The 19,781-nt window shown below is 57.6% G+C and carries 17 protein-coding genes; 15 read left to right on the plus strand and 2 right to left on the minus strand.

Annotated features, from left to right (window positions below; all coding sequences use genetic code 11):
• Window positions 1-9 precede the first annotated feature (9 nt).
• Window positions 10-615, plus strand: a complete 606-nt coding sequence (locus tag ACZ9H3_RS00475; RefSeq protein WP_476218967.1) for an START domain-containing protein — start codon at window positions 10-12, stop codon at window positions 613-615.
• Between the two features lie 66 nt (window positions 616-681).
• On the opposite strand, the gene gltA is transcribed toward ACZ9H3_RS00475, so the two are convergent.
• Complete coding sequence (gltA, locus tag ACZ9H3_RS00480) at window positions 682-1,971, minus strand: citrate synthase (RefSeq protein ID WP_065759455.1); 1,290 nt, start codon at window positions 1,969-1,971, stop codon at window positions 682-684.
• 350 nt (window positions 1,972-2,321) lie between these two features.
• Here gltA and sdhC point away from each other — a divergent pair, with 350 nt between their 5' ends.
• The 11 genes from sdhC to ACZ9H3_RS00535 all read left to right on the plus strand — a co-directional run bounded on the left by sdhC (window position 2,322) and on the right by ACZ9H3_RS00535 (window position 16,221).
• Window positions 2,322-2,708: a succinate dehydrogenase, cytochrome b556 subunit gene (gene sdhC, locus ACZ9H3_RS00485; RefSeq protein WP_176717419.1), complete on the plus strand. Its 387-nt coding sequence runs from the start codon at window positions 2,322-2,324 to the stop codon at window positions 2,706-2,708.
• Window positions 2,702-3,070 (plus strand): succinate dehydrogenase, hydrophobic membrane anchor protein, encoded by a 369-nt coding sequence (sdhD, locus tag ACZ9H3_RS00490; RefSeq protein ID WP_065759454.1) that lies wholly within the window; start codon window positions 2,702-2,704, stop codon window positions 3,068-3,070. The genes sdhC and sdhD overlap by 7 nt, the downstream gene beginning before the upstream one ends.
• Before the next feature lie 3 nt (window positions 3,071-3,073).
• Window positions 3,074-4,846: a succinate dehydrogenase flavoprotein subunit gene (gene sdhA / locus ACZ9H3_RS00495; protein WP_476218969.1), complete on the plus strand. Its 1,773-nt coding sequence runs from the start codon at window positions 3,074-3,076 to the stop codon at window positions 4,844-4,846.
• 11 nt (window positions 4,847-4,857) lie between these two features.
• Window positions 4,858-5,562, plus strand: a complete 705-nt coding sequence (locus ACZ9H3_RS00500; protein ID WP_065759452.1) for a succinate dehydrogenase iron-sulfur subunit — start codon at window positions 4,858-4,860, stop codon at window positions 5,560-5,562.
• Between the two features lie 245 nt (window positions 5,563-5,807).
• Entirely contained in the window at window positions 5,808-8,639 is a 2,832-nt protein-coding gene (locus ACZ9H3_RS00505) for a 2-oxoglutarate dehydrogenase E1 component (protein ID WP_099774012.1), read from the plus strand.
• 42 nt (window positions 8,640-8,681) lie between these two features.
• A complete protein-coding gene (gene odhB / locus ACZ9H3_RS00510) occupies window positions 8,682-9,902 on the plus strand; it encodes a 2-oxoglutarate dehydrogenase complex dihydrolipoyllysine-residue succinyltransferase (protein WP_065759450.1) in 1,221 nt (406 codons plus the stop codon).
• A gap of 93 nt (window positions 9,903-9,995) precedes the next feature.
• Complete coding sequence (gene lpdA, locus ACZ9H3_RS00515; RefSeq protein ID WP_065759449.1) at window positions 9,996-11,432, plus strand: dihydrolipoyl dehydrogenase; 1,437 nt, start codon at window positions 9,996-9,998, stop codon at window positions 11,430-11,432.
• Window positions 11,433-11,608: 176 nt separating this feature from the next.
• Complete coding sequence (sucC, locus tag ACZ9H3_RS00520) at window positions 11,609-12,775, plus strand: ADP-forming succinate--CoA ligase subunit beta (protein ID WP_065759448.1); 1,167 nt, start codon at window positions 11,609-11,611, stop codon at window positions 12,773-12,775.
• Window positions 12,775-13,656: a succinate--CoA ligase subunit alpha gene (sucD, locus tag ACZ9H3_RS00525; protein WP_065759447.1), complete on the plus strand. Its 882-nt coding sequence runs from the start codon at window positions 12,775-12,777 to the stop codon at window positions 13,654-13,656. Before sucC ends, sucD begins: the two co-directional genes overlap by 1 nt.
• A gap of 315 nt (window positions 13,657-13,971) precedes the next feature.
• Complete coding sequence (brnQ, locus tag ACZ9H3_RS00530; protein ID WP_099774013.1) at window positions 13,972-15,285, plus strand: branched-chain amino acid transport system II carrier protein; 1,314 nt, start codon at window positions 13,972-13,974, stop codon at window positions 15,283-15,285.
• Between the two features lie 195 nt (window positions 15,286-15,480).
• A complete protein-coding gene (locus tag ACZ9H3_RS00535) occupies window positions 15,481-16,221 on the plus strand; it encodes a DUF599 domain-containing protein (protein ID WP_099774014.1) in 741 nt (246 codons plus the stop codon).
• A 125-nt stretch (window positions 16,222-16,346) separates the two neighbouring features.
• Here the strand turns inward: ACZ9H3_RS00535 and ACZ9H3_RS00540 are convergent, their stop codons facing one another.
• A complete protein-coding gene (locus ACZ9H3_RS00540; protein ID WP_099774015.1) occupies window positions 16,347-16,619 on the minus strand; it encodes a hypothetical protein in 273 nt (90 codons plus the stop codon).
• A gap of 156 nt (window positions 16,620-16,775) precedes the next feature.
• Here ACZ9H3_RS00540 and ACZ9H3_RS00545 point away from each other — a divergent pair, with 156 nt between their 5' ends.
• From ACZ9H3_RS00545 to htpG, 3 genes are all read left to right on the plus strand, one after another.
• Window positions 16,776-17,252 carry a PaaI family thioesterase gene (locus ACZ9H3_RS00545; protein WP_099774016.1) on the plus strand — a complete coding sequence of 159 codons (477 nt, stop codon included), beginning with the start codon at window positions 16,776-16,778 and terminating at the stop codon, window positions 17,250-17,252.
• A complete protein-coding gene (locus ACZ9H3_RS00550) occupies window positions 17,249-17,710 on the plus strand; it encodes a PaaI family thioesterase (protein ID WP_065759442.1) in 462 nt (153 codons plus the stop codon). Before ACZ9H3_RS00545 ends, ACZ9H3_RS00550 begins: the two co-directional genes overlap by 4 nt.
• A 109-nt stretch (window positions 17,711-17,819) precedes the next feature.
• A complete protein-coding gene (gene htpG, locus ACZ9H3_RS00555) occupies window positions 17,820-19,724 on the plus strand; it encodes a molecular chaperone HtpG (protein WP_099774017.1) in 1,905 nt (634 codons plus the stop codon).
• Window positions 19,725-19,781 lie beyond the last annotated feature (57 nt).

The following is a 19,781-nucleotide window of genomic DNA, read 5'->3' on the forward strand; positions in this document are numbered from 1 at the left end:
AACAAGAGCATGGGATCGTTTAAGCGGATGGCGTTGGTGTGTGCTGTAGGTGCGTTGCTGGCGCCTCTGGCGCAGGCGGAAAGTTGGCAGGTGGCAAAGGATGAGCAGGGCATCAAGGTGTCCCTGAGTGAAGTGGCGGGGTCCAAATACAAGGCTTACCGTGGGGTGACCTTGATCAAGGCCAATGTCGCCAAGCTGCGTGCGTTGCACGAAGATGTGGTCGGGGCCTGCGCCTGGATACATGAATGCAAGGTGCAGAAGTTGCTCAAGCGTGAGGGTAACCAGACCTGGACCTACACCCAGTTCAATACGCCTTGGCCGGTGACGCCGCGTGATTCAATTCTCAAGGTAACCACCGAAGATGCGGCGGATGGCAGTGTTGTGCGCAACCTGGAAGGTTTGCCCAGCTATTTGCCTGAAGAAAAAGGCTTTGTGCGGGTGGCTCAGGTCGAGGGCTTCTGGAAGTTCGAGCCTAAGGGTGACAGCACCGAAGTCACCTATCAGGTGCACACCGAGCCGGGTGGTAGCGTGCCGTCCTGGTTGGCGAACAGTTTTGTCGTAGAGGCGCCGTTCAACACGCTGAAGGCATTGAAAGAGAAAGCCGAGAAGCCCTGACTTCACGGCGAACAAAAAAGGCTGCCCGAGGGCAGCCTTTTTGTGTTCAGCACTGCAGGGCAGGGCTTACTTGCGGTCGGACAGCTTGACGATGTCACGTGCTTCGTAGCCGGTGTACAGCTGGCGCGGACGGCCAATCTTGTACGGGCTGGAGAGCATTTCTTTCCAGTGCGAGATCCAGCCGACGGTACGTGCCAGGGCGAAGATCACGGTGAACATGCTGGTTGGAATGCCGATCGCCTTGAGGATGATCCCCGAGTAGAAGTCGACGTTCGGGTACAGCGAGCGCTCGATGAAGTAAGGATCGGTCAGGGCGATCTCTTCCAGGCGCATGGCCAGTTCCAGCTGCGGATCGTTGGTGATGCCCAGCTCGCGCAGGACTTCATCGCAGGTCTTTTTCATCACGGTGGCGCGCGGGTCGCGGTTTTTGTAAACGCGGTGACCGAAGCCCATCAGTTTGAACGGATCGTTCTTGTCCTTGGCCTTGGCGATGAACTTGTCGATGTTCGAGACATCGCCAATTTCATCGAGCATGGTCAGTACGGCCTCGTTGGCGCCGCCGTGGGCAGGGCCCCACAGTGCAGCGATACCGGCGGCAATACAGGCGAACGGGTTGGCACCCGAGGAGCCTGCCAGGCGCACGGTGGAGGTCGAAGCGTTCTGCTCGTGGTCGGCATGGAGGATGAAGATCCGGTCCATTGCCTTGGCCAGTACCGGGCTGATCGGTTTGATCTCGCACGGGGTGTTGAACATCATGTGCAGGAAGTTTTCCGCATACGACAGGTCGTTGCGGGGGTACATCATGGGTTGGCCCATGGAGTACTTGTAAACCATCGCCGCCAGGGTCGGCATTTTCGCGACCAGGCGTACCGCGGAGATTTCGCGGTGCTGCGGGTTATTGATGTCCAGCGAGTCGTGATAGAACGCCGACAGGGCGCCAACCACGCCGCACATGACCGCCATTGGGTGCGCGTCGCGACGGAAGCCGTTGAAGAACGACTTCAGTTGCTCGTGAACCATGGTGTGGTTTTTCACGGTGCTGACGAACTGGGCCTTCTGCTCGGCGTTCGGCAGTTCGCCGTTCAGCAGCAGGTAGCAGGTTTCCAGGTAGTCGGATTGCTCGGCGAGCTGTTCGATAGGGTAGCCGCGATGCAGCAGGATGCCCTTGTCGCCATCAATATAGGTGATCTTCGACTCGCAGGATGCGGTCGCCATGAAACCGGGGTCGAAAGTGAAGTGACCCGTGGCCCCCAACCCTCTAACGTCGATAACATCGGGACCAACGGTGCCGGTTAAAATGGGCAGCTCGACGGGGGCTGCGCCCTCGATGACCAACTGCGCTTTTTTGTCAGCCATGTGGCCTCCTATTAATGCTTGAAATCATCAGACAGACCCCCCACGCAGGGCCCGCACCACTATAGTGAGATAAATTCGAATGTCAATTTGCCTAAAGCACGGTTGTAAAGGGCTCTGAGCGCTGTTTTTCCTCGAAATTGCTGCCCATTTACGCCTTTTGTCGGGTAAAGGCAATGAGCTATTTGGGCTAGGCCTTTTCGTTGTCATTAGTAGCCTAACTGTCTATACTCGGCACCCGACCGCCAGGGGCTTTGAAGCCTGTGTTGCTGGGGTCGTCACTCCCTGGGTGGTGGGTACCTGACCAGTACACTTACCAACAACTTTGCCCTGCTTGCTAGGGGCTCTTCAGTGTGAAAAAAGCCGTGAAAAGCCAACGACCTGTAAACCTCGACCTAAGGACCATCAAACTCCCTGTCACTGCTTACACGTCCATTCTTCACCGCATCTCCGGTGTCATCCTTTTCCTGGGCCTGGCCATCATGCTTTATGCATTGGGCAAATCCCTGGGTTCCGAGGAAGGCTTCGGTGAGGTGAAAGCGTGTTTGACCAGCCCGCTGGCCAAGCTTGTGATTTGGGGTCTTCTGTCCGCCTTGCTGTATCACTTGGTTGCCGGTGTGCGCCACTTGATCATGGATATGGGCATCGGTGAAACGCTGGAAGGCGGCAAACTGGGCTCGAAAATTGTCATCGCCGTCTCCGTGGTGGTGATTGTTCTGGCAGGAGTGTGGATATGGTAACCAACGTCACGAACCTCTCGCGTTCGGGCCTCTATGACTGGATGGCGCAGCGCGTTTCTGCGGTCGTTCTCGCGGCTTACTTCATTTTTCTGATTGGCTACCTGGTCGCGCACCCGGGAATGGACTACGCCCAGTGGCACGGTCTGTTCTCCAACAATGCGATGCGTATTTTCAGTCTGCTGGCACTGGTGGCTCTGGGCGCTCACGCCTGGGTCGGCATGTGGACCATCGCGACGGACTACCTGACGCCAATGGCGTTCGGCAAGTCGGCGACTGCAATACGTTTCCTGTTCCAGGCTGTATGCGGTGTTGCGATGTTCGCGTACTTCGTCTGGGGTGTGCAGATTCTCTGGGGTATCTGATTCATGGCTAACATTCCTACGATTTCTTTCGACGCCATCATCATTGGTGGTGGCGGTGCCGGCATGCGCGCTGCGCTGCAGCTGGCTCAAGGTGGTCACAAGACTGCTGTAATCACCAAGGTCTTCCCGACCCGTTCGCACACTGTATCGGCTCAGGGTGGTATCACCTGTGCAATCGCTTCGGCTGACCCGAACGACGATTGGCGCTGGCACATGTACGATACCGTCAAGGGTTCCGACTACATCGGTGACCAGGACGCTATCGAATACATGTGTCAGGAAGGCCCGGCTGCGGTCTTCGAACTGGATCACATGGGCCTGCCGTTCTCCCGTACTGAAACCGGTCGTATCTACCAGCGTCCGTTCGGTGGCCAGTCCAAGGACTTCGGTAAAGGTGGTCAGGCTGCACGTACCTGTGCTGCTTCCGACCGTACCGGTCACGCACTGCTGCATACCCTGTATCAGGGCAACCTGAAGGCAGGCACCACCTTCCTGAACGAGTGGTATGCCGTTGATCTGGTCAAGAACCAGGACGGCGCGTTCGTCGGTGTGATCGCGATCTGCATCGAAACCGGTGAAACCGTTTACATCCATGCCAAGGCTACCGTGCTGGCCACTGGTGGTGCGGGTCGTATCTACGCGTCGACCACCAACGCCCTGATCAATACCGGTGACGGCGTTGGTATGGCGCTGCGTGCCGGTGTGCCGGTGCAGGACATCGAAATGTGGCAGTTCCACCCGACCGGTATTGCCGGCGCTGGTGTACTGGTTACCGAAGGTTGCCGTGGTGAAGGTGGTTACCTCATCAACAAGCACGGCGAGCGTTTCATGGAGCGTTATGCGCCGAACGCCAAAGACCTTGCCGGTCGTGACGTTGTGGCCCGTTCCATGGTTAAAGAGATCATCGCCGGCAACGGCTGTGGTCCGAACGGCGACCACGTGATGCTCAAGCTCGACCACCTGGGTGAGGAAGTGCTGCACAGCCGCCTGCCAGGTATCTGTGAGCTGTCCAAGACCTTCGCCCACGTTGACCCAGTGGTTGCGCCGGTGCCGGTCGTTCCAACCTGCCACTACATGATGGGCGGCGTTGCCACCAACATTCATGGCCAGGCCATCACCATGAACGCTGCCGGTGTAGACACCATTATCCCGGGCCTGTTCGCGGTCGGTGAAGTGGCGTGCGTATCGGTTCACGGTGCAAACCGTCTGGGCGGTAACTCGCTGCTCGACCTGGTGGTATTCGGTCGCGCTGCTGGCCTGCACCTGGAAAAAGCCCTGGGCGAGGGTATCGAATACCGTAGCGCCAGCGATACCGACATCGACGTCGCGCTGAACCGTCTGCGCAAGCTCAATGAGCGCAACACCGGTGAAGACGTTGCTACCCTGCGTCGCGAGCTGCAAAGCTGCATGCAGAACTATTTCGGTGTATTCCGTACTGGCGAATACATGCAGAAAGGTATCCAGCAGTTGGCTGATCTGCGTGAGCGTATCGCTAACGTCAAGATCAACGACAAGTCCCAGGCCTTCAACACCGCGCGTATCGAAGCGCTGGAACTGCAGAACCTGCTGGAAGTTGCCGAAGCGACTGCTATCGCTGCTGAAACTCGTAAAGAGTCTCGCGGTGCTCATGCCCGTGAAGACTTCGAAGATCGCGACGACGAAAACTGGCTGTGCCACACCCTGTACTTCCCGGGTGAGAAAAGTGTCAAGAAGCGTGCAGTCAACTTCGCGCCGAAAACCGTGCCTGCTTTCGAGCCTAAAGTCCGGACTTACTAAGGGTGGCCGCCATGTTGCAAGTCGAAGTTTATCGTTACAACCCTGATACCGACTCTGCGCCTAAAACTCAGGTGTTCCAGGTCGATACCGGTGGCAAGGATCTGATGGTGCTGGACGTATTGGCACTGATCAAGGAACAGGACGAAGGTTTCTCGTATCGTCGCTCCTGCCGCGAGGGCGTTTGCGGCTCCGACGGCATGAACATTAACGGCAAGAACGGCCTGGCGTGCATTACGCCGCTGTCGTCGGTGGTCAAGGGCAACAAGCTGGTGATTCGCCCGCTGCCTGGCCTGCCAGTCATTCGTGACCTGGTCGTCGATATGAGCATCTTCTACAAGCAGTACGAGAAGGTGAAGCCTTACCTGCAGAACGACACGCCGGCTCCGGCCATCGAGCGTCTGCAGTCGCCAGAAGAGCGTGAGAAGCTGGACGGTCTGTACGAGTGCATCCTGTGCGCTTGCTGCTCGACTTCCTGCCCTTCGTTCTGGTGGAACCCAGACAAGTTCCTCGGTCCAGCTGCACTGCTGCAAGCCTATCGTTTCCTGGCTGACAGCCGTGACACCAAGACCCAAGAGCGTCTGGCGTCCCTGGATGACCCGTTCAGCGTGTTCCGTTGCCGCGGAATCATGAACTGCGTAAACGTTTGCCCGAAAGGTCTGAACCCGACCAAGGCAATCGGTCACGTACGTAACATGCTGCTGCAAAGCGGCACCTGATTTTAAAATGTTGTACCCGTAGTACGCCGAGGTGCGGGCCATTGCCCGCACCAAGGTGAAACCCGAGCGAAGGCCCAAAAAGCCCTAGCTTTTACCTATGAAGATATGAGACCAGCAGGGGCTTCCGGGCTGGTACCCGGAAAATCTGTAGGATCCTCGGTGGCTTGGTTCGGTCGCTGTACTCGGACTTTTCCAGGCTTTCTGTGGCTCTTGCCGATCTGTCCCCTAACCGAGGGTGACCAAGCATGCAAGAAAGCGTGATGCAGCGCATGTGGGATAGCGCCCACCTTTCAGGTGGTAACGCTGCATATGTGGAAGAGCTCTACGAACTCTACCTGCACGACCCTAACGCTGTGCCAGAAGAGTGGCGCACTTACTTTCAGAAGTTGCCCGCCGAAGGCAGCACTGCTACCGATGTATCGCACTCTACAATCCGCGACCATTTCGTTCTGCTGGCAAAGAACCAGCGCCGCGCTCAACCGGTTTCTGCCGGCAGCGTGAGCAGCGAGCACGAGAAGAAGCAGGTTGAAGTACTGCGACTGATCCAAGCCTACCGTATGCGCGGCCACCAAGCTGCCAAGCTCGACCCTCTGGGGTTGTGGCAGCGCCCTGCGCCTGTAGACTTGTCGATCAATCATTACGGCTTGACCAATGCCGATCTTGATACGACTTTCCGTGCCGGCGACCTGTTTATCGGCAAAGAGGAAGCGAGCCTACGCGAAATCTTCGACGCTTTGCAGCAGACATATTGCCGCACCATTGGCGCCGAGTTCACTCACATCGTCGACTCCGAGCAGCGCAGCTGGTTCCAGCAGCGTCTGGAGAGCGTACGTGGTCGCCCAGCTTTTTCTGCAGACGTTCAGAGCCACCTGCTCGAGCGCGTCACTGCAGCTGAAGGTCTGGAAAAATACCTGGGCACCAAGTACCCAGGCACCAAGCGTTTCGGCCTGGAAGGCGGCGAGAGCCTGATTCCGATGCTGGACGAGCTGATCCAGCGCTCCGGTTCCTATGGCACCAAGGAAGTCGTGATCGGCATGGCCCACCGTGGCCGCTTGAACGTTCTGGTCAACACCTTCGGTAAAAACCCGCGCGACCTGTTCGACGAGTTCGAAGGCAAGAAGAAGGTCGAACTGGGTTCCGGTGACGTGAAGTATCACCAGGGCTTCTCCTCCAACGTAATGACCGCCGGCGGTGAAGTTCACCTGGCCATGGCGTTCAACCCATCCCACCTGGAAATCGTCTCGCCAGTAGTGGAAGGTTCGGTACGCGCCCGTCAGGATCGCCGTAACGACAGCGTTGGTGACAAGGTTCTGCCAATTTCCATCCACGGTGACGCGGCATTCGCCGGTCAGGGCGTGGTCATGGAAACCTTCCAGATGTCGCAGACCCGCGGTTTCAAAACCGGCGGTACTGTTCACATCGTGATCAACAACCAGGTTGGTTTCACCATCAGCAACCCGCTGGACTCGCGTTCCACCGAGTACTGCACCGACGTCGCCAAGATGATTCAGGCGCCGATCCTGCACGTTAACGGTGACGATCCGGAAGCGGTCCTGTTCGTGACTCAGCTGGCTGTCGACTACCGTATGCAGTTCAAGCGTGACGTGGTCATCGACCTGGTCTGCTACCGCCGCCGTGGTCACAACGAAGCTGACGAACCAAACGGCACTCAGCCGTTGATGTACCAGCAGATCGCCAAGCAACGCACGACGCGCGAACTGTATGCCGAGAGCCTGATTCAGGCCGGTCGTCTGGACGTCGAGCGCGTACAGGCCAAGGTTGACGAGTACCGCAATGCGCTGGATAACGGCCTGCATGTGGTCAAGAGCCTGGTCAAAGAGCCGAACAAGGAACTGTTCGTTGACTGGCGTCCGTACCTGGGCCATGCCTGGACTGCGCGTCACGACACTCGCTTTGACTTGAAGACCCTGCAGGAGCTGTCGGCCAAGTTGCTGGACCTGCCGGAAGGCTTTGTGGTTCAGCGTCAGGTTTCGAAGATCTACGAAGACCGTCAGAAGATGCAGGCCGGTGGCTTGCCAATCAACTGGGGCTACGCCGAAACCATGGCCTACGCGACCTTGCTGTTCGAAGGTCACCCGGTGCGTATCACTGGTCAGGACGTTGGTCGCGGCACCTTCTCGCACCGCCATGCGGCGCTGCACAACCAGAAGGACGCCAGCACCTATCTGCCACTGCAGAACCTGTATGCCGGTCAGCCGAAGTTTGACCTGTACGACTCCTTCCTCTCGGAAGAAGCGGTACTGGCCTTCGAATACGGTTACTCGACCACCACGCCTAACGCGCTGGTGATCTGGGAAGCCCAGTTCGGTGACTTCGCCAACGGTGCTCAGGTCGTTGTCGACCAGTTCATCACCAGCGGTGAGCACAAGTGGGGCCGTCTGTGCGGTCTGACCATGCTGCTGCCTCACGGTTATGAAGGGCAGGGGCCTGAGCACTCCTCGGCACGTCTGGAGCGTTACCTGCAGCTGTGCGCCGAGCACAACGTTCAGGTTTGCGTACCGACCACCCCGGCTCAGATCTACCACCTGCTGCGTCGCCAGGTCATTCGTCCGCTGCGTAAGCCGCTGATCGTCCTGACGCCGAAGTCGCTGCTGCGCCACAAACTGGCCATCTCGACGCTGGAAGAACTGGCCGAAGGCTCGTTCCAGACTGTAATCCCGGAAATCGATACCCTCGATCCGAAAAAGGTTACCCGCCTGGTTCTGTGCAGCGGCAAGGTCTACTACGATCTGCTGGAAAAACGTCGTGCCGAAGGTCGTGAAGACATCGCCATCGTGCGTATCGAGCAACTGTATCCGTTCCCTGAGGACGATCTGGTCGAAATCCTCGCGCCTTACACCAACCTGAAGGATGTGGTGTGGTGCCAGGAAGAGCCGATGAACCAGGGCGCTTGGTACAGCAGTCAGCACCACATGCGTCGCATCCTGACCCGTCACAACAAGGACCTGGTCCTTGAGTACGCTGGTCGTGACGCGTCGGCAGCACCTGCCTGTGGTTACGCTTCGATGCACGCCGAGCAGCAGGAAAAACTGCTGCAAGATGCTTTCACTGTTTAATGCCACCGCGCACAAGAAACCGAATTTAAGGAACAATTGATAATGGCTATCGAGATCAAAGCCCCTACTTTCCCGGAATCGGTTGCCGATGGCACCGTAGCCACCTGGCACAAGAAACCGGGCGACGCCGTCAAGCGTGACGAGCTGATCGTTGACATCGAGACCGACAAGGTCGTTCTGGAAGTGCTGGCCACTGCCGACGGCGTGCTGGGCGCGATCGTCAAGAACGAAGGCGACACCGTTCTGTCCGATGAAGTACTGGGTTCCATCACTGAAGGTGCTGCCGCCGCTGCTGCTCCGGCCGCTGCTGCCGCGCCTGCCCAGGCCGCTGCTGCTGTCGAAGCCGGTGAAGAAGACCCGATTGCTGCGCCTGCCGCACGCAAGCTGGCCGAAGAAAACGGCATCGACCTGGCCAGCGTTGCTGGTACTGGCAAAGGTGGTCGCGTTACCAAGGAAGACGTTGTTGCTGCCGTCGCTGCCAAGAAAGCCGCTCCGGCCGCTGCTCCAGCTGCCAAGGCTGCTGCCCCAGCCGCTGCCGTACCGGTCATGGCCACTGGTGACCGCACCGAGAAGCGCGTACCGATGACCCGCCTGCGTGCCAAGGTTGCCGAGCGTCTGGTTGAAGCTCAGTCCAACATGGCGATGCTGACCACCTTCAACGAAGTCGACATGACCGAAGTCATGGCACTGCGTTCGAAGTACAAGGACCTGTTCGAGAAGTCCCACAACGGCGTTCGCCTGGGCTTCATGTCGTTCTTCGTCAAGGCTGCTACCGAAGCGCTGAAGCGTTTCCCAGCGGTCAACGCCTCGATCGACGGTAGCGATATCGTTTACCACGGCTACGCCGACATCGGTGTTGCCGTGTCCAGCGACCGTGGTCTGGTGGTACCGGTTCTGCGTAACGCCGAACTGATGAGCCTGGCTGAAATCGAAGGCGGCATCGCCACGTTCGGCAAGAAAGCCCGTGACGGTAAGCTGTCGATCGAAGAAATGACCGGCGGTACCTTCACGATCACCAACGGTGGTACATTCGGTTCGATGATGTCGACCCCGATCGTTAACCCGCCACAGGCGGCGATTCTGGGCATGCACAACATCATTCAGCGCCCAATGGCAATCAACGGTCAGGTCGTGATCCGTCCGATGATGTATCTGGCGCTGTCCTACGATCACCGTTTGATCGACGGTAAAGAAGCCGTGACCTTCCTGGTGACTATCAAGAACCTGCTGGAAGATCCGGCTCGTCTGCTGCTCGATATCTAAAAACAGCTGCACGTTGCAAGGGGCCAGCTTCCTTACGGAAGCGGGCCTTCTTGCAGCCTGAAGCTTGTGGCTTGTAGCTAAAAGGAATCCTTTATGACCCAGAAATTCGACGTAGTAGTTATCGGTGCGGGCCCTGGCGGCTATGTAGCCGCCATCAAGGCCGCACAACTTGGTCTGAAGACTGCCTGTATCGAGAAGTACACCGACGGCGAAGGCAAGCTGGCCCTGGGCGGTACCTGCCTGAACGTTGGCTGCATTCCTTCCAAGGCGCTGCTGGACAGCTCCTGGAAATACCACGAAGCCAAGGATGCCTTCGGCGTTCACGGTATCACCACTGGTGAAGTGAAGATGGACGTTCCTGCGATGGTTGGCCGCAAGGCGAACATCGTCAAGAACCTGACCGGCGGCGTTGCTACCCTGTTCAAGGCCAACGGCGTTACTTCGATCCAGGGCCACGGCAAACTGCTGGCTGGCAAGAAAGTCGAAGTCACCAAGGCTGACGGCACCGTTGAAGTCATCGAAGCCGAGAACGTGATCCTGGCTTCCGGCTCGCGTCCGATCGACATTCCACCGGCTCCGGTTGATCAGAAAGTCATCGTCGACTCCACTGGCGCCCTGGAATTCCAGGCAGTGCCTAAGCGTCTGGGTGTTATCGGTGCTGGCGTTATCGGTCTGGAACTGGGCTCTGTCTGGTCGCGTCTGGGTGCTCAGGTTACCGTTCTGGAAGCGCTGGACACCTTCCTGATGGCTGCCGACACCGCCGTCTCCAAGGAAGCCCTGAAGACCCTGACCAAGCAAGGTCTGGACGTCAAGCTGGGTGCGCGTGTGACTGGCTCCAAGGTCAACGGCGAAGAAGTCGAAGTGACCTACACCGACGCCAACGGCGAACAGAAAATCACCTTCGACAAGCTGATCGTTGCGGTCGGCCGTCGTCCAGTGACCACTGACCTGCTGGCAGCTGACAGCGGCGTGACCATCGACGAGCGTGGTTTCATCTTCGTCGACGACTACTGCGCTACCAGCGTACCGGGCGTCTACGCCATTGGTGACGTGGTTCGCGGCATGATGCTGGCGCACAAGGCGTCGGAAGAGGGCATCATGGTTGTCGAGCGCATCAAGGGTCACAAGGCCCAGATGAACTATGACCTGATCCCTTCGGTTATCTACACCCACCCGGAAATCGCGTGGGTCGGCAAGACCGAACAAGCCTTGAAGGCTGAAGGCGTTGAGGTTAACGTGGGCACCTTCCCGTTCGCGGCCAGTGGTCGTGCGATGGCTGCCAACGATACCGGTGGTTTCGTCAAGGTTATTGCCGACGCCAAGACCGACCGCGTACTGGGTGTACATGTGATTGGCCCAAGCGCCGCCGAACTGGTGCAGCAGGGTGCAATCGCGATGGAATTCGGCACCAGCGCCGAAGACCTGGGCATGATGGTTTTCTCCCATCCGACCCTGTCCGAAGCGCTGCATGAAGCCGCGCTGGCTGTGAATGGCGGTGCCATTCACGTAGCGAACCGTAAAAAGCGTTAAATAATAAGAAACCACGGCGGACGGCCCGTCGTGAGTCTTGCTTGCATGACTCACCGCGGAAAGTTCGCCGGACTCGAGTCTGGTGAGGCAACTTTCCAGGCAAGCAGTCACAGGTGGCGCGGCACCCGAAAGGGCGCAGCGCCGAAGCGCAGTACCTAACGAAGACGGTAAAAAGAATGAATCTTCACGAGTATCAGGGTAAGCAGCTGTTCGCTGAATACGGCCTGCCAGTTTCCAAGGGTTTCGCAGTCGATACCCCTGAAGCTGCAGCAGAAGCTTGCGAAAAGATCGGCGGTACCGAATGGGTTGTAAAAGCCCAGGTTCACGCTGGCGGTCGCGGTAAAGCGGGTGGCGTTAAGCTGGTTCGCAGCAAAGAAGACGCAAAAGCGTTCGCTGCACAATGGTTGGGCAAGCGTCTGGTGACCTACCAGACTGACGCCAACGGTCAACCAGTCACCAAGATCCTGGTCGAATCCTGCACTGACATCGCCAAGGAACTGTACCTGGGCGCTGTAGTCGATCGTTCGAGCCGTCGCATCGTGTTCATGGCGTCCACCGAAGGTGGCGTGGACATCGAGAAAATTGCTCACGATACCCCTGAAAAAATCCTCAAGGCTACTATCGATCCACTGGTTGGCGCTCAGCCATTCCAGGGTCGTGAACTGGCGTTCCAGCTGGGTCTGGAAGGCAAGCAGGTTGCTCAGTTCGCCAAGATTTTCACCGGTCTGGCCAAGCTGTTCAAAGACCATGACCTGGCACTGCTGGAAGTGAACCCGCTGGTGATCAAGGCCGACGGCGATCTGCATTGCCTCGATGCCAAGATCAACATCGACGCCAACGCCATGTACCGTCAGCCTAAGCTGAAGACCTTCCACGACCCGTCGCAAGACGACGCGCGTGAAGCCCATGCTGCCCAGTTCGAACTGAACTACGTGGCACTGGAAGGTAACATCGGCTGCATGGTCAACGGTGCTGGCCTGGCCATGGGTACCATGGACATCGTCAACCTGCACGGCGGCAAGCCAGCCAACTTCCTCGACGTAGGTGGCGGCGCAACCAAAGAGCGCGTAACCGAAGCGTTCAAGATCATCCTGTCCGACAGCAATGTCGCTGCAGTATTGGTCAACATCTTCGGCGGTATCGTTCGTTGCGACATGATTGCCGAAGGCATCATCGGCGCAGTGAAAGAAGTCGGCGTCAAAGTGCCGGTCGTTGTTCGTCTGGAAGGTAACAACGCCGAACTGGGCGCTAAAGTACTGGCAGAAAGCGGTTTGAACATCATCGCGGCAACCAGCCTGACCGACGCTGCTCAACAAGTTGTCAAAGCTGCGGAGGGCAAGTAATGAGCGTCCTGATCAATAAAGATACCAAAGTCATCTGCCAGGGCTTCACTGGCTCGCAGGGTACTTTCCACTCCGAACAAGCCATCGCCTACGGCACCAAGATGGTCGGCGGCGTGACCCCAGGCAAGGGTGGTACTACCCACCTGAACCTGCCGGTGTTCAACACCGTCAAGGAAGCCGTTGCTGCCACTGGCGCCGACGCTTCGGTCATCTACGTTCCAGCGCCTTTCTGCAAGGACTCGATCCTGGAAGCGGCGTTCGGCGGTATCAAGCTGATCGTCTGCATCACCGAAGGCATTCCAACCCTGGACATGCTGGACGCGAAGGTCAAGTGTGACGAGCTGGGTGTTACCCTGATCGGCCCTAACTGCCCAGGCGTTATCACACCGGGCGAGTGCAAGATCGGCATCATGCCAGGTCACATTCACTTGCCAGGCAAAGTCGGTATCGTTTCCCGTTCCGGCACCCTGACCTATGAAGCCGTCAAGCAGACTACTGACGCCGGTTTCGGTCAGTCCACCTGCGTTGGTATCGGTGGTGACCCGATCCCAGGCTCCAACTTCATCGACATCCTGAAACTGTTCCAGGAAGACCCGAAGACCGAAGCGATCGTCATGATCGGTGAGATCGGCGGTTCCGCTGAAGAAGAAGCTGCTGCCTACATCAAGGCTCACGTGACCAAGCCAGTGGTTTCCTACATTGCTGGTGTGACTGCTCCTCCGGGCAAGCGCATGGGCCATGCTGGTGCAATCATCTCCGGCGGTAAAGGCACTGCAGACGAGAAATTCGCTGCCCTGCAAGACGCTGGCGTGAAAACTGTCCGTTCGTTGGCGGACATCGGCAAGGCCCTGGCCGAGCTGACCGGTTGGGCTGTCAAGTAAGCTTCGGCTGACTGACTGCTTCAACCACAAAGGCCACCTTCGGGTGGCCTTTGTGCTTTCTGGGTGATGCGCTAGCGGCGGGGGGTATCAATCCCGGCATTTCCAGACGACCTGCACATTCGCACATCGGACAGGCGCCCCTGCAGCCGTGCGTTTCCGGCGTAAATTCGTTAACCTATGCACTCATTTTGTGCCCGCTCCTCAAAAGGGAACGACACGCTAAACGGGTCTGGCTAATCCGGTCAGACAGCATTTCCCTCACCCAAGGGGAAATCCCTCTCTAAATCCCGATTTCAGTAGTGTGGTATTTCCTTAATGAAAGTGTTGAAAGGCCAGGACATCCTGGCGCTTGGCTTTATGACGTTCGCGTTGTTCGTCGGAGCTGGCAATATTATTTTCCCGCCTATCGTTGGTTTGCAGTCCGGCCCTCATGTCTGGATGGCAGCGCTGGGTTTCCTGGTTACCGCGGTTGGTTTGCCGGTGATCACCGTGGTTGCACTGGCCAAGGTTGGCGGCGGTATGGACGCCCTGAGCAGCCCGATCGGCAAGGTCGCAGGTGGTCTGTTGGCGGCGGTCTGCTACCTGGCTGTTGGCCCGCTGTTCGCGACCCCGCGTACGGCTACCGTATCGTTTGAAGTGGGTATCGCGCCATTGGTGGGTGAAAACCCGGTTGCGCTGTTCCTGTATAGCCTGGTGTATTTCCTGGTCGTGCTGGCTGTGTCGATGTACCCCGGCAAATTGCTGGACACCGTAGGCCGCTTTCTTGCGCCGCTGAAGATTATCGCCCTGGCAGCGCTTGGCATCGCGGCATTCATGCTGCCTGCCGGCACGATTGGCGAGGCTCAACCCGCTTATGTGGCCGCACCGTTTTCCCAGGGCTTCATCAATGGTTACCTGACCATGGATACCCTGGGTGCGTTGGTGTTCGGTATCGTCATCGTCAACGCCATCCGCTCGCGGGGTGTCGAGTCGCCGCAGCTGATTACCCGTTACGCCATTATCGCCGGCCTGATTGCCGGCGTTGGCCTGGCGCTGGTGTATGTCAGCCTGTTCCGTCTTGGCGCAGGCAGCCACGACATCGCCATGGGGGCCACCAACGGCGCCGCCGTACTGCATGCCTATGTGCAGCATACGTTCGGCTCGCTCGGTAGCACGTTCCTGGCCGTTTTGATTGCGCTGGCCTGTCTGGTGACTGCGGTTGGCCTGACGTGCGCATGTGCTGAGTACTTCAGCCAGGTGCTGCCTCTGTCCTATCGTACTCTGGTGGTCATTCTGGCAGTGTTCTCGCTGGTGGTGTCGAACCTGGGGCTGACCAAGTTGATCCTGTTCTCGATTCCGTTGCTGACGGCCATCTACCCGCCGTGCATCGTGCTGGTCGGCCTGAGCTTCTGCAAAGAGCTGTGGCATTCGTCGGCGCGTATTCTGGCACCTGTGATGCTGGTCTCGCTGCTGTTTGGCCTGGTCGATGCCATCAAGGGCACGTCGCTGGCAAGCTGGTTGCCTGAGTCACTGGCGAACCTGCCGCTGAGCGAGCAGGGCCTGGCCTGGTTGGTACCGAGTGTGGCGACCCTGGTCGTGGCGGTGGTCTGCGACCGCCTGCTCGGCAAGCCGCGCGAAGCCCTGGCCTGAGCCGATAGCGTTCGCCCAAGGTTGACGCCGGCCACAAGCCATCGTGCGTCAGCTTAGGCAGATGCCCAACCCCACATCCGATAAAGATGTGGGGTTTTTCGTTTATGGGGTGTGACGTGTCTTTTTTTGTGATAAAGCGTCGAAAGGCCATCGACGCACTTTACTGTGCGCGAAACCTCTCGATCGGGACCGTCCATGAGCTTCATTCAAAGCAATCTGATTAATCTGCTGGCTGTTTGCTGGTTCGTTGTCTGCTGGGGTGGCTACACCCGTTATGCCACCTGGAAAGGCCGTGATACGGCGTGCCTGGCCAGTGTTCTGCACCTGTACCGCGAAGATTGGATGCGCCGCATGTTGTTGCGCGACAACCGGATTGCCGATGCCAGTGTGATCGGTAACCTGGAGCGTAACGCCTCGTTTTTCGCTTCCAGTACGCTGATTATCCTCGCTGGCATCCTGACGGTGCTCGGTGCATCGGACCGGGCGCTGTCGTTGCTGGCTGATTTGCCGTTGGTGCAGCAAGCGTCGCAGAGCATGTCCGAGATCAAGTTGCTGTGCCTGGCAATGGTCTTTATCTATGCCTTCTTTACCTTCAGTTGGTGCATGCGCCAGTACAACTTTGCGGCCGTATTGGTGGGGTCTGCGCCGATGATTGGCGAGCGCCATGTCAGTGAGCAGGAACGTAAAGCGTTTGCCTCGCGTGCGGCACGGGTTGTTTCCCTGGCGGCCAACCAGTTCAACTTCGGGTTGCGCTCTTACTACTTTGGCCTGGCCTTACTCAGTTGGTTCATCAACCCCTGGTTATTCATGGCGACGAGTGCAGGTGTTGTGTTGGTACTTTACCGTCGGGAATTCCATTCCGATGTGCTCGAAGTTATGGTGTTTACCCCGACAGAAGCACCCATGCCTGAGGTCAATAAGGAACCTCTGGTTTGAACCGCTAGTGTGTTGTGCATTGTTATTGATGTTCAGGTCGACGTTACATGGGTTTTGACAGGCACAGGTTTTGAAAGGCATAAAAAAACCCGACAGTGTCGGGTTTTTTTTTGCCGGGCGGCTGCTTAGTTAGCAGGCTTGGCTGGCGTTGCTTCTGGTGCTGGGGCAGCAGGCGCAGCAGCTTCAGCTTGGTCTTTGGCAGCTTCGACGGTTTCTTTAGCAGCATCGACAGTTTCTTTCGCCGCTTCGTTCACTTTATTCTGAGCTTCTTCGACTTTCTGTGCAGCTTGCTCAGCAGCCTTAGGTGCTTCTGGTGCTTTGGTTTCTGCAGCTTTGTCACAAGCAGCCAGACCCAGGGTAGCGGCCAGCATCAGGGCATAAGCAAAAGGTTTACGCATGGGGTGTTTCTCCTGGTGGAATACAGTTACTTGAACCCTTTGAGTTCAAGGCTGAGGAATAAGTTCCGCATACGATACAGATATATAACTGTTGGATCCATATAGACTTTTTTCTAGGCTTGTGCATCGGCGCAGATAACGACGGGACTGAAGAAGATGAGTGAGACACCATTAATGGCGCAGGCTCAGCGCTTTCTTTCTGCACTGCGTCATTGTCAGTTACTGGACATGCGTGTCGAGCGTGCCGATGCTGACGGTATGACACTGGTTCTGCCCTACGCACAGAAAATTGTCGGTAATCCACAGACCGGTGCGATTCATGGCGGCGCCTTGACCACCCTGATGGATACCACCTGCGGCATGGCCACGCTGTGCGTGTTGCCGGTGTTCGAGGTGTGCCCGACCCTTGATCTGCGTATTGACTACATGCATCCCTCGGAAGCGGGGAAGGATATCTACGGCTACGCACAGTGCTATCGCGTCACCCGGGACGTGATCTTCACCCGAGGCATGGCGTACCAGGATGATCCGCAGCGACCGATTGCGCAGGTGGTGGGTACCTTTATGCGCTTGGGTAAAGGCGTCAAGGGCGGGCAGGGGTTCGCCAGCCAACTCAAGGACGGTCTGCTGTGATTCCGCGTGAGGTTCATCAGCAGCTGCGCGCGGCCCATGCCGAGGGCAACTATGCGCAACTTCTGGATCTGATCCCCTATGCCGGGTTGATCGGTATCGAGTGCAGCCGTCAGGGTGAAGACTTGTTGTTTCGTCTGCCTGCCAACCCCGACAACATCGGCAATCCCTTGTTGCCCGCCATTCATGGGGGCGTGATTGCCGGGTTCATGGAGCTTTCTGCCGCCCTCTATCTGCTGATTTTCAGTGAAAGCGCGGCCATACCCAAAATCATCGACTTCTCGGTCGACTACCTCCGGGCCGGCTACTTCCGTGATACCTATGCCCAGTGTCAGCTCTGGCGTCAGGGGCGACGAGTGACCAATGTCGCGATTACCGCCTGGCAGGGCAGTCAGGCCGAACCCATCGCCACTGCTCGCGCGCATTTCAAGATCGAAGAATTATTGCCGCCCTTGAAATAGTGCGCAGTGCCCCCATCTGTTGTTCATCCCGCTGCAACGACCAGGCGAGGGTGCCTATCGCGCTTGCCTGGTCAGTGGCCACTGTCAATAGATTGGAGTTTTGAAGACCATGAGTGTGGAAACTCAAAAAGAAACCCTGGGCTTCCAGACCGAGGTGAAGCAGCTGTTGCACCTCATGATCCATTCGCTGTATTCGAACAAGGAAATTTTCCTTCGCGAATTGATTTCCAACGCCTCCGATGCAGTGGACAAGCTACGTTTCGAAGCCCTGTCCAAGCCTGAGCTGCTTGAAGGCGGCGCCGAGCTGAAAATCCGTGTGAGCTTCGACAAGGAAGCAGGTACCGTTACCCTCGAGGACAACGGTATTGGCATGAGCCGCGAGGATGTGATCACGCACCTGGGCACCATTGCCAAGTCTGGCACCGCCGATTTCATGAAAAACCTCACCGGTGACCAGAAGAAAGATTCGCACCTGATCGGTCAGTTCGGTGTGGGCTTCTACTCCGCATTCATCGTCGCCGACAAGGTTGATGTGTTCAGCCGTCGTGCCGGCCTGTCCGCTGCCGAGGGTGTTCACTGGTCCTCCAAAGGTGAAGGCGAATTCGAAGTCGCCACTGTCGAAAAGGCCGAGCGTGGTACCCGTATCGTCCTGCACCTGAAGAAGGACGAGACCGAGTTCGCCGATGGCTGGCGCCTGCGTAACGTCATCAAGAAGTACTCCGACCATATCGCCTTGCCGATCGAGCTGCCCAAGCAGGTCGAGGTTGCCGAAGGTGAGGAAAAGCCGGCCGAAGCATGGGAAACCGTCAACCGCGCCAGCGCCCTGTGGACCCGTCCGCGTACTGAAATCAAGGACGAGGAGTACCAGGAGTTCTACAAGCACATCGGTCACGACTTTGAAAACCCGCTGGCCTGGAGCCACAACAAGGTCGAGGGCAAGCTTGAGTACAATTCGCTGCTGTACGTACCGGCCCGTGCGCCGTTCGATCTGTACCAGCGTGAAGCGCCGCGTGGCCTGAAGCTCTACGTGCAGCGTGTGTTCATCATGGACCAGGCGGAGTCCTTCCTGCCGTTGTACCTGCGCTTCATCAAGGGCGTGGTCGATTCCAATGACCTGTCGCTGAACGTGTCGCGGGAAATCCTGCAGAAAGACCCGATCATCGACTCGATGAAGTCGGCACTGACCAAGCGCGTTCTGGATATGCTGGAGAAGCTGGCGAAGAACGAGCCTGAGCAGTACAAAGGCTTCTGGAAGAATTTCGGTCAGGTCATGAAAGAAGGCCCGGCTGAAGACTTCGCCAACAAGGAAAAAATCGCCGGTCTCCTGCGTTTCGCTTCCACCCAGGACGACAGTGGCGAGCAAAGCGTTTCCCTGGCCGACTACCTGGCACGCGCCAAGGAAGGTCAGGACAAGATTTACTTCCTCACCGGCGAGTCGTACGCGCAGGTCAAGAACAGCCCGCACCTGGAAGTCTTCCGCAAGAAAGGCATCGAAGTGCTGCTGCTGACCGATCGTATTGACGAGTGGCTGATGAGCTACCTCAGTGATTTCGACGGCAAGCAGTTTGTCGATGTTGCGCGCGGTGACCTGGACCTGGGCAAGCTGGACTCCGAAGAGGACAAGAAGGCTCAGGAAGAAATCGCCAAGGAAAAAGAAGGCCTGGTCGAGCGCCTGAAAGGTGCGCTGGGCGACGCCGTCAGCGAAGTACGGGTTTCCCATCGTTTGACCGACTCGCCAGCCATCCTGGCTATCGGTGAGCAGGACCTGGGCCTGCAGATGCGTCAGATCCTCGAGGCCAGTGGTCAGAAGGTTCCGGACTCCAAGCCGATCTTCGAGTTCAACCCTAGCCATCCGCTGATCGAAAAACTGGACAACGAGCAGAGCGAAGACCGTTTCGCCGACTTCTCGCATATCCTCTTCGATCAGGCTGCACTGGCCGCGGGTGATAGTTTGAAGGACCCAGCGGCGTATGTACGCCGTTTGAACAAGCTGTTGGTTGAGCTGTCGGCTTAATCCGATGTAAGAGAAAACCCGCTTCGGCGGGTTTTTTCATGGGCGCCCTATGCAATT

Source organism: Pseudomonas sp. TE3910 (assembly GCF_056279025.1).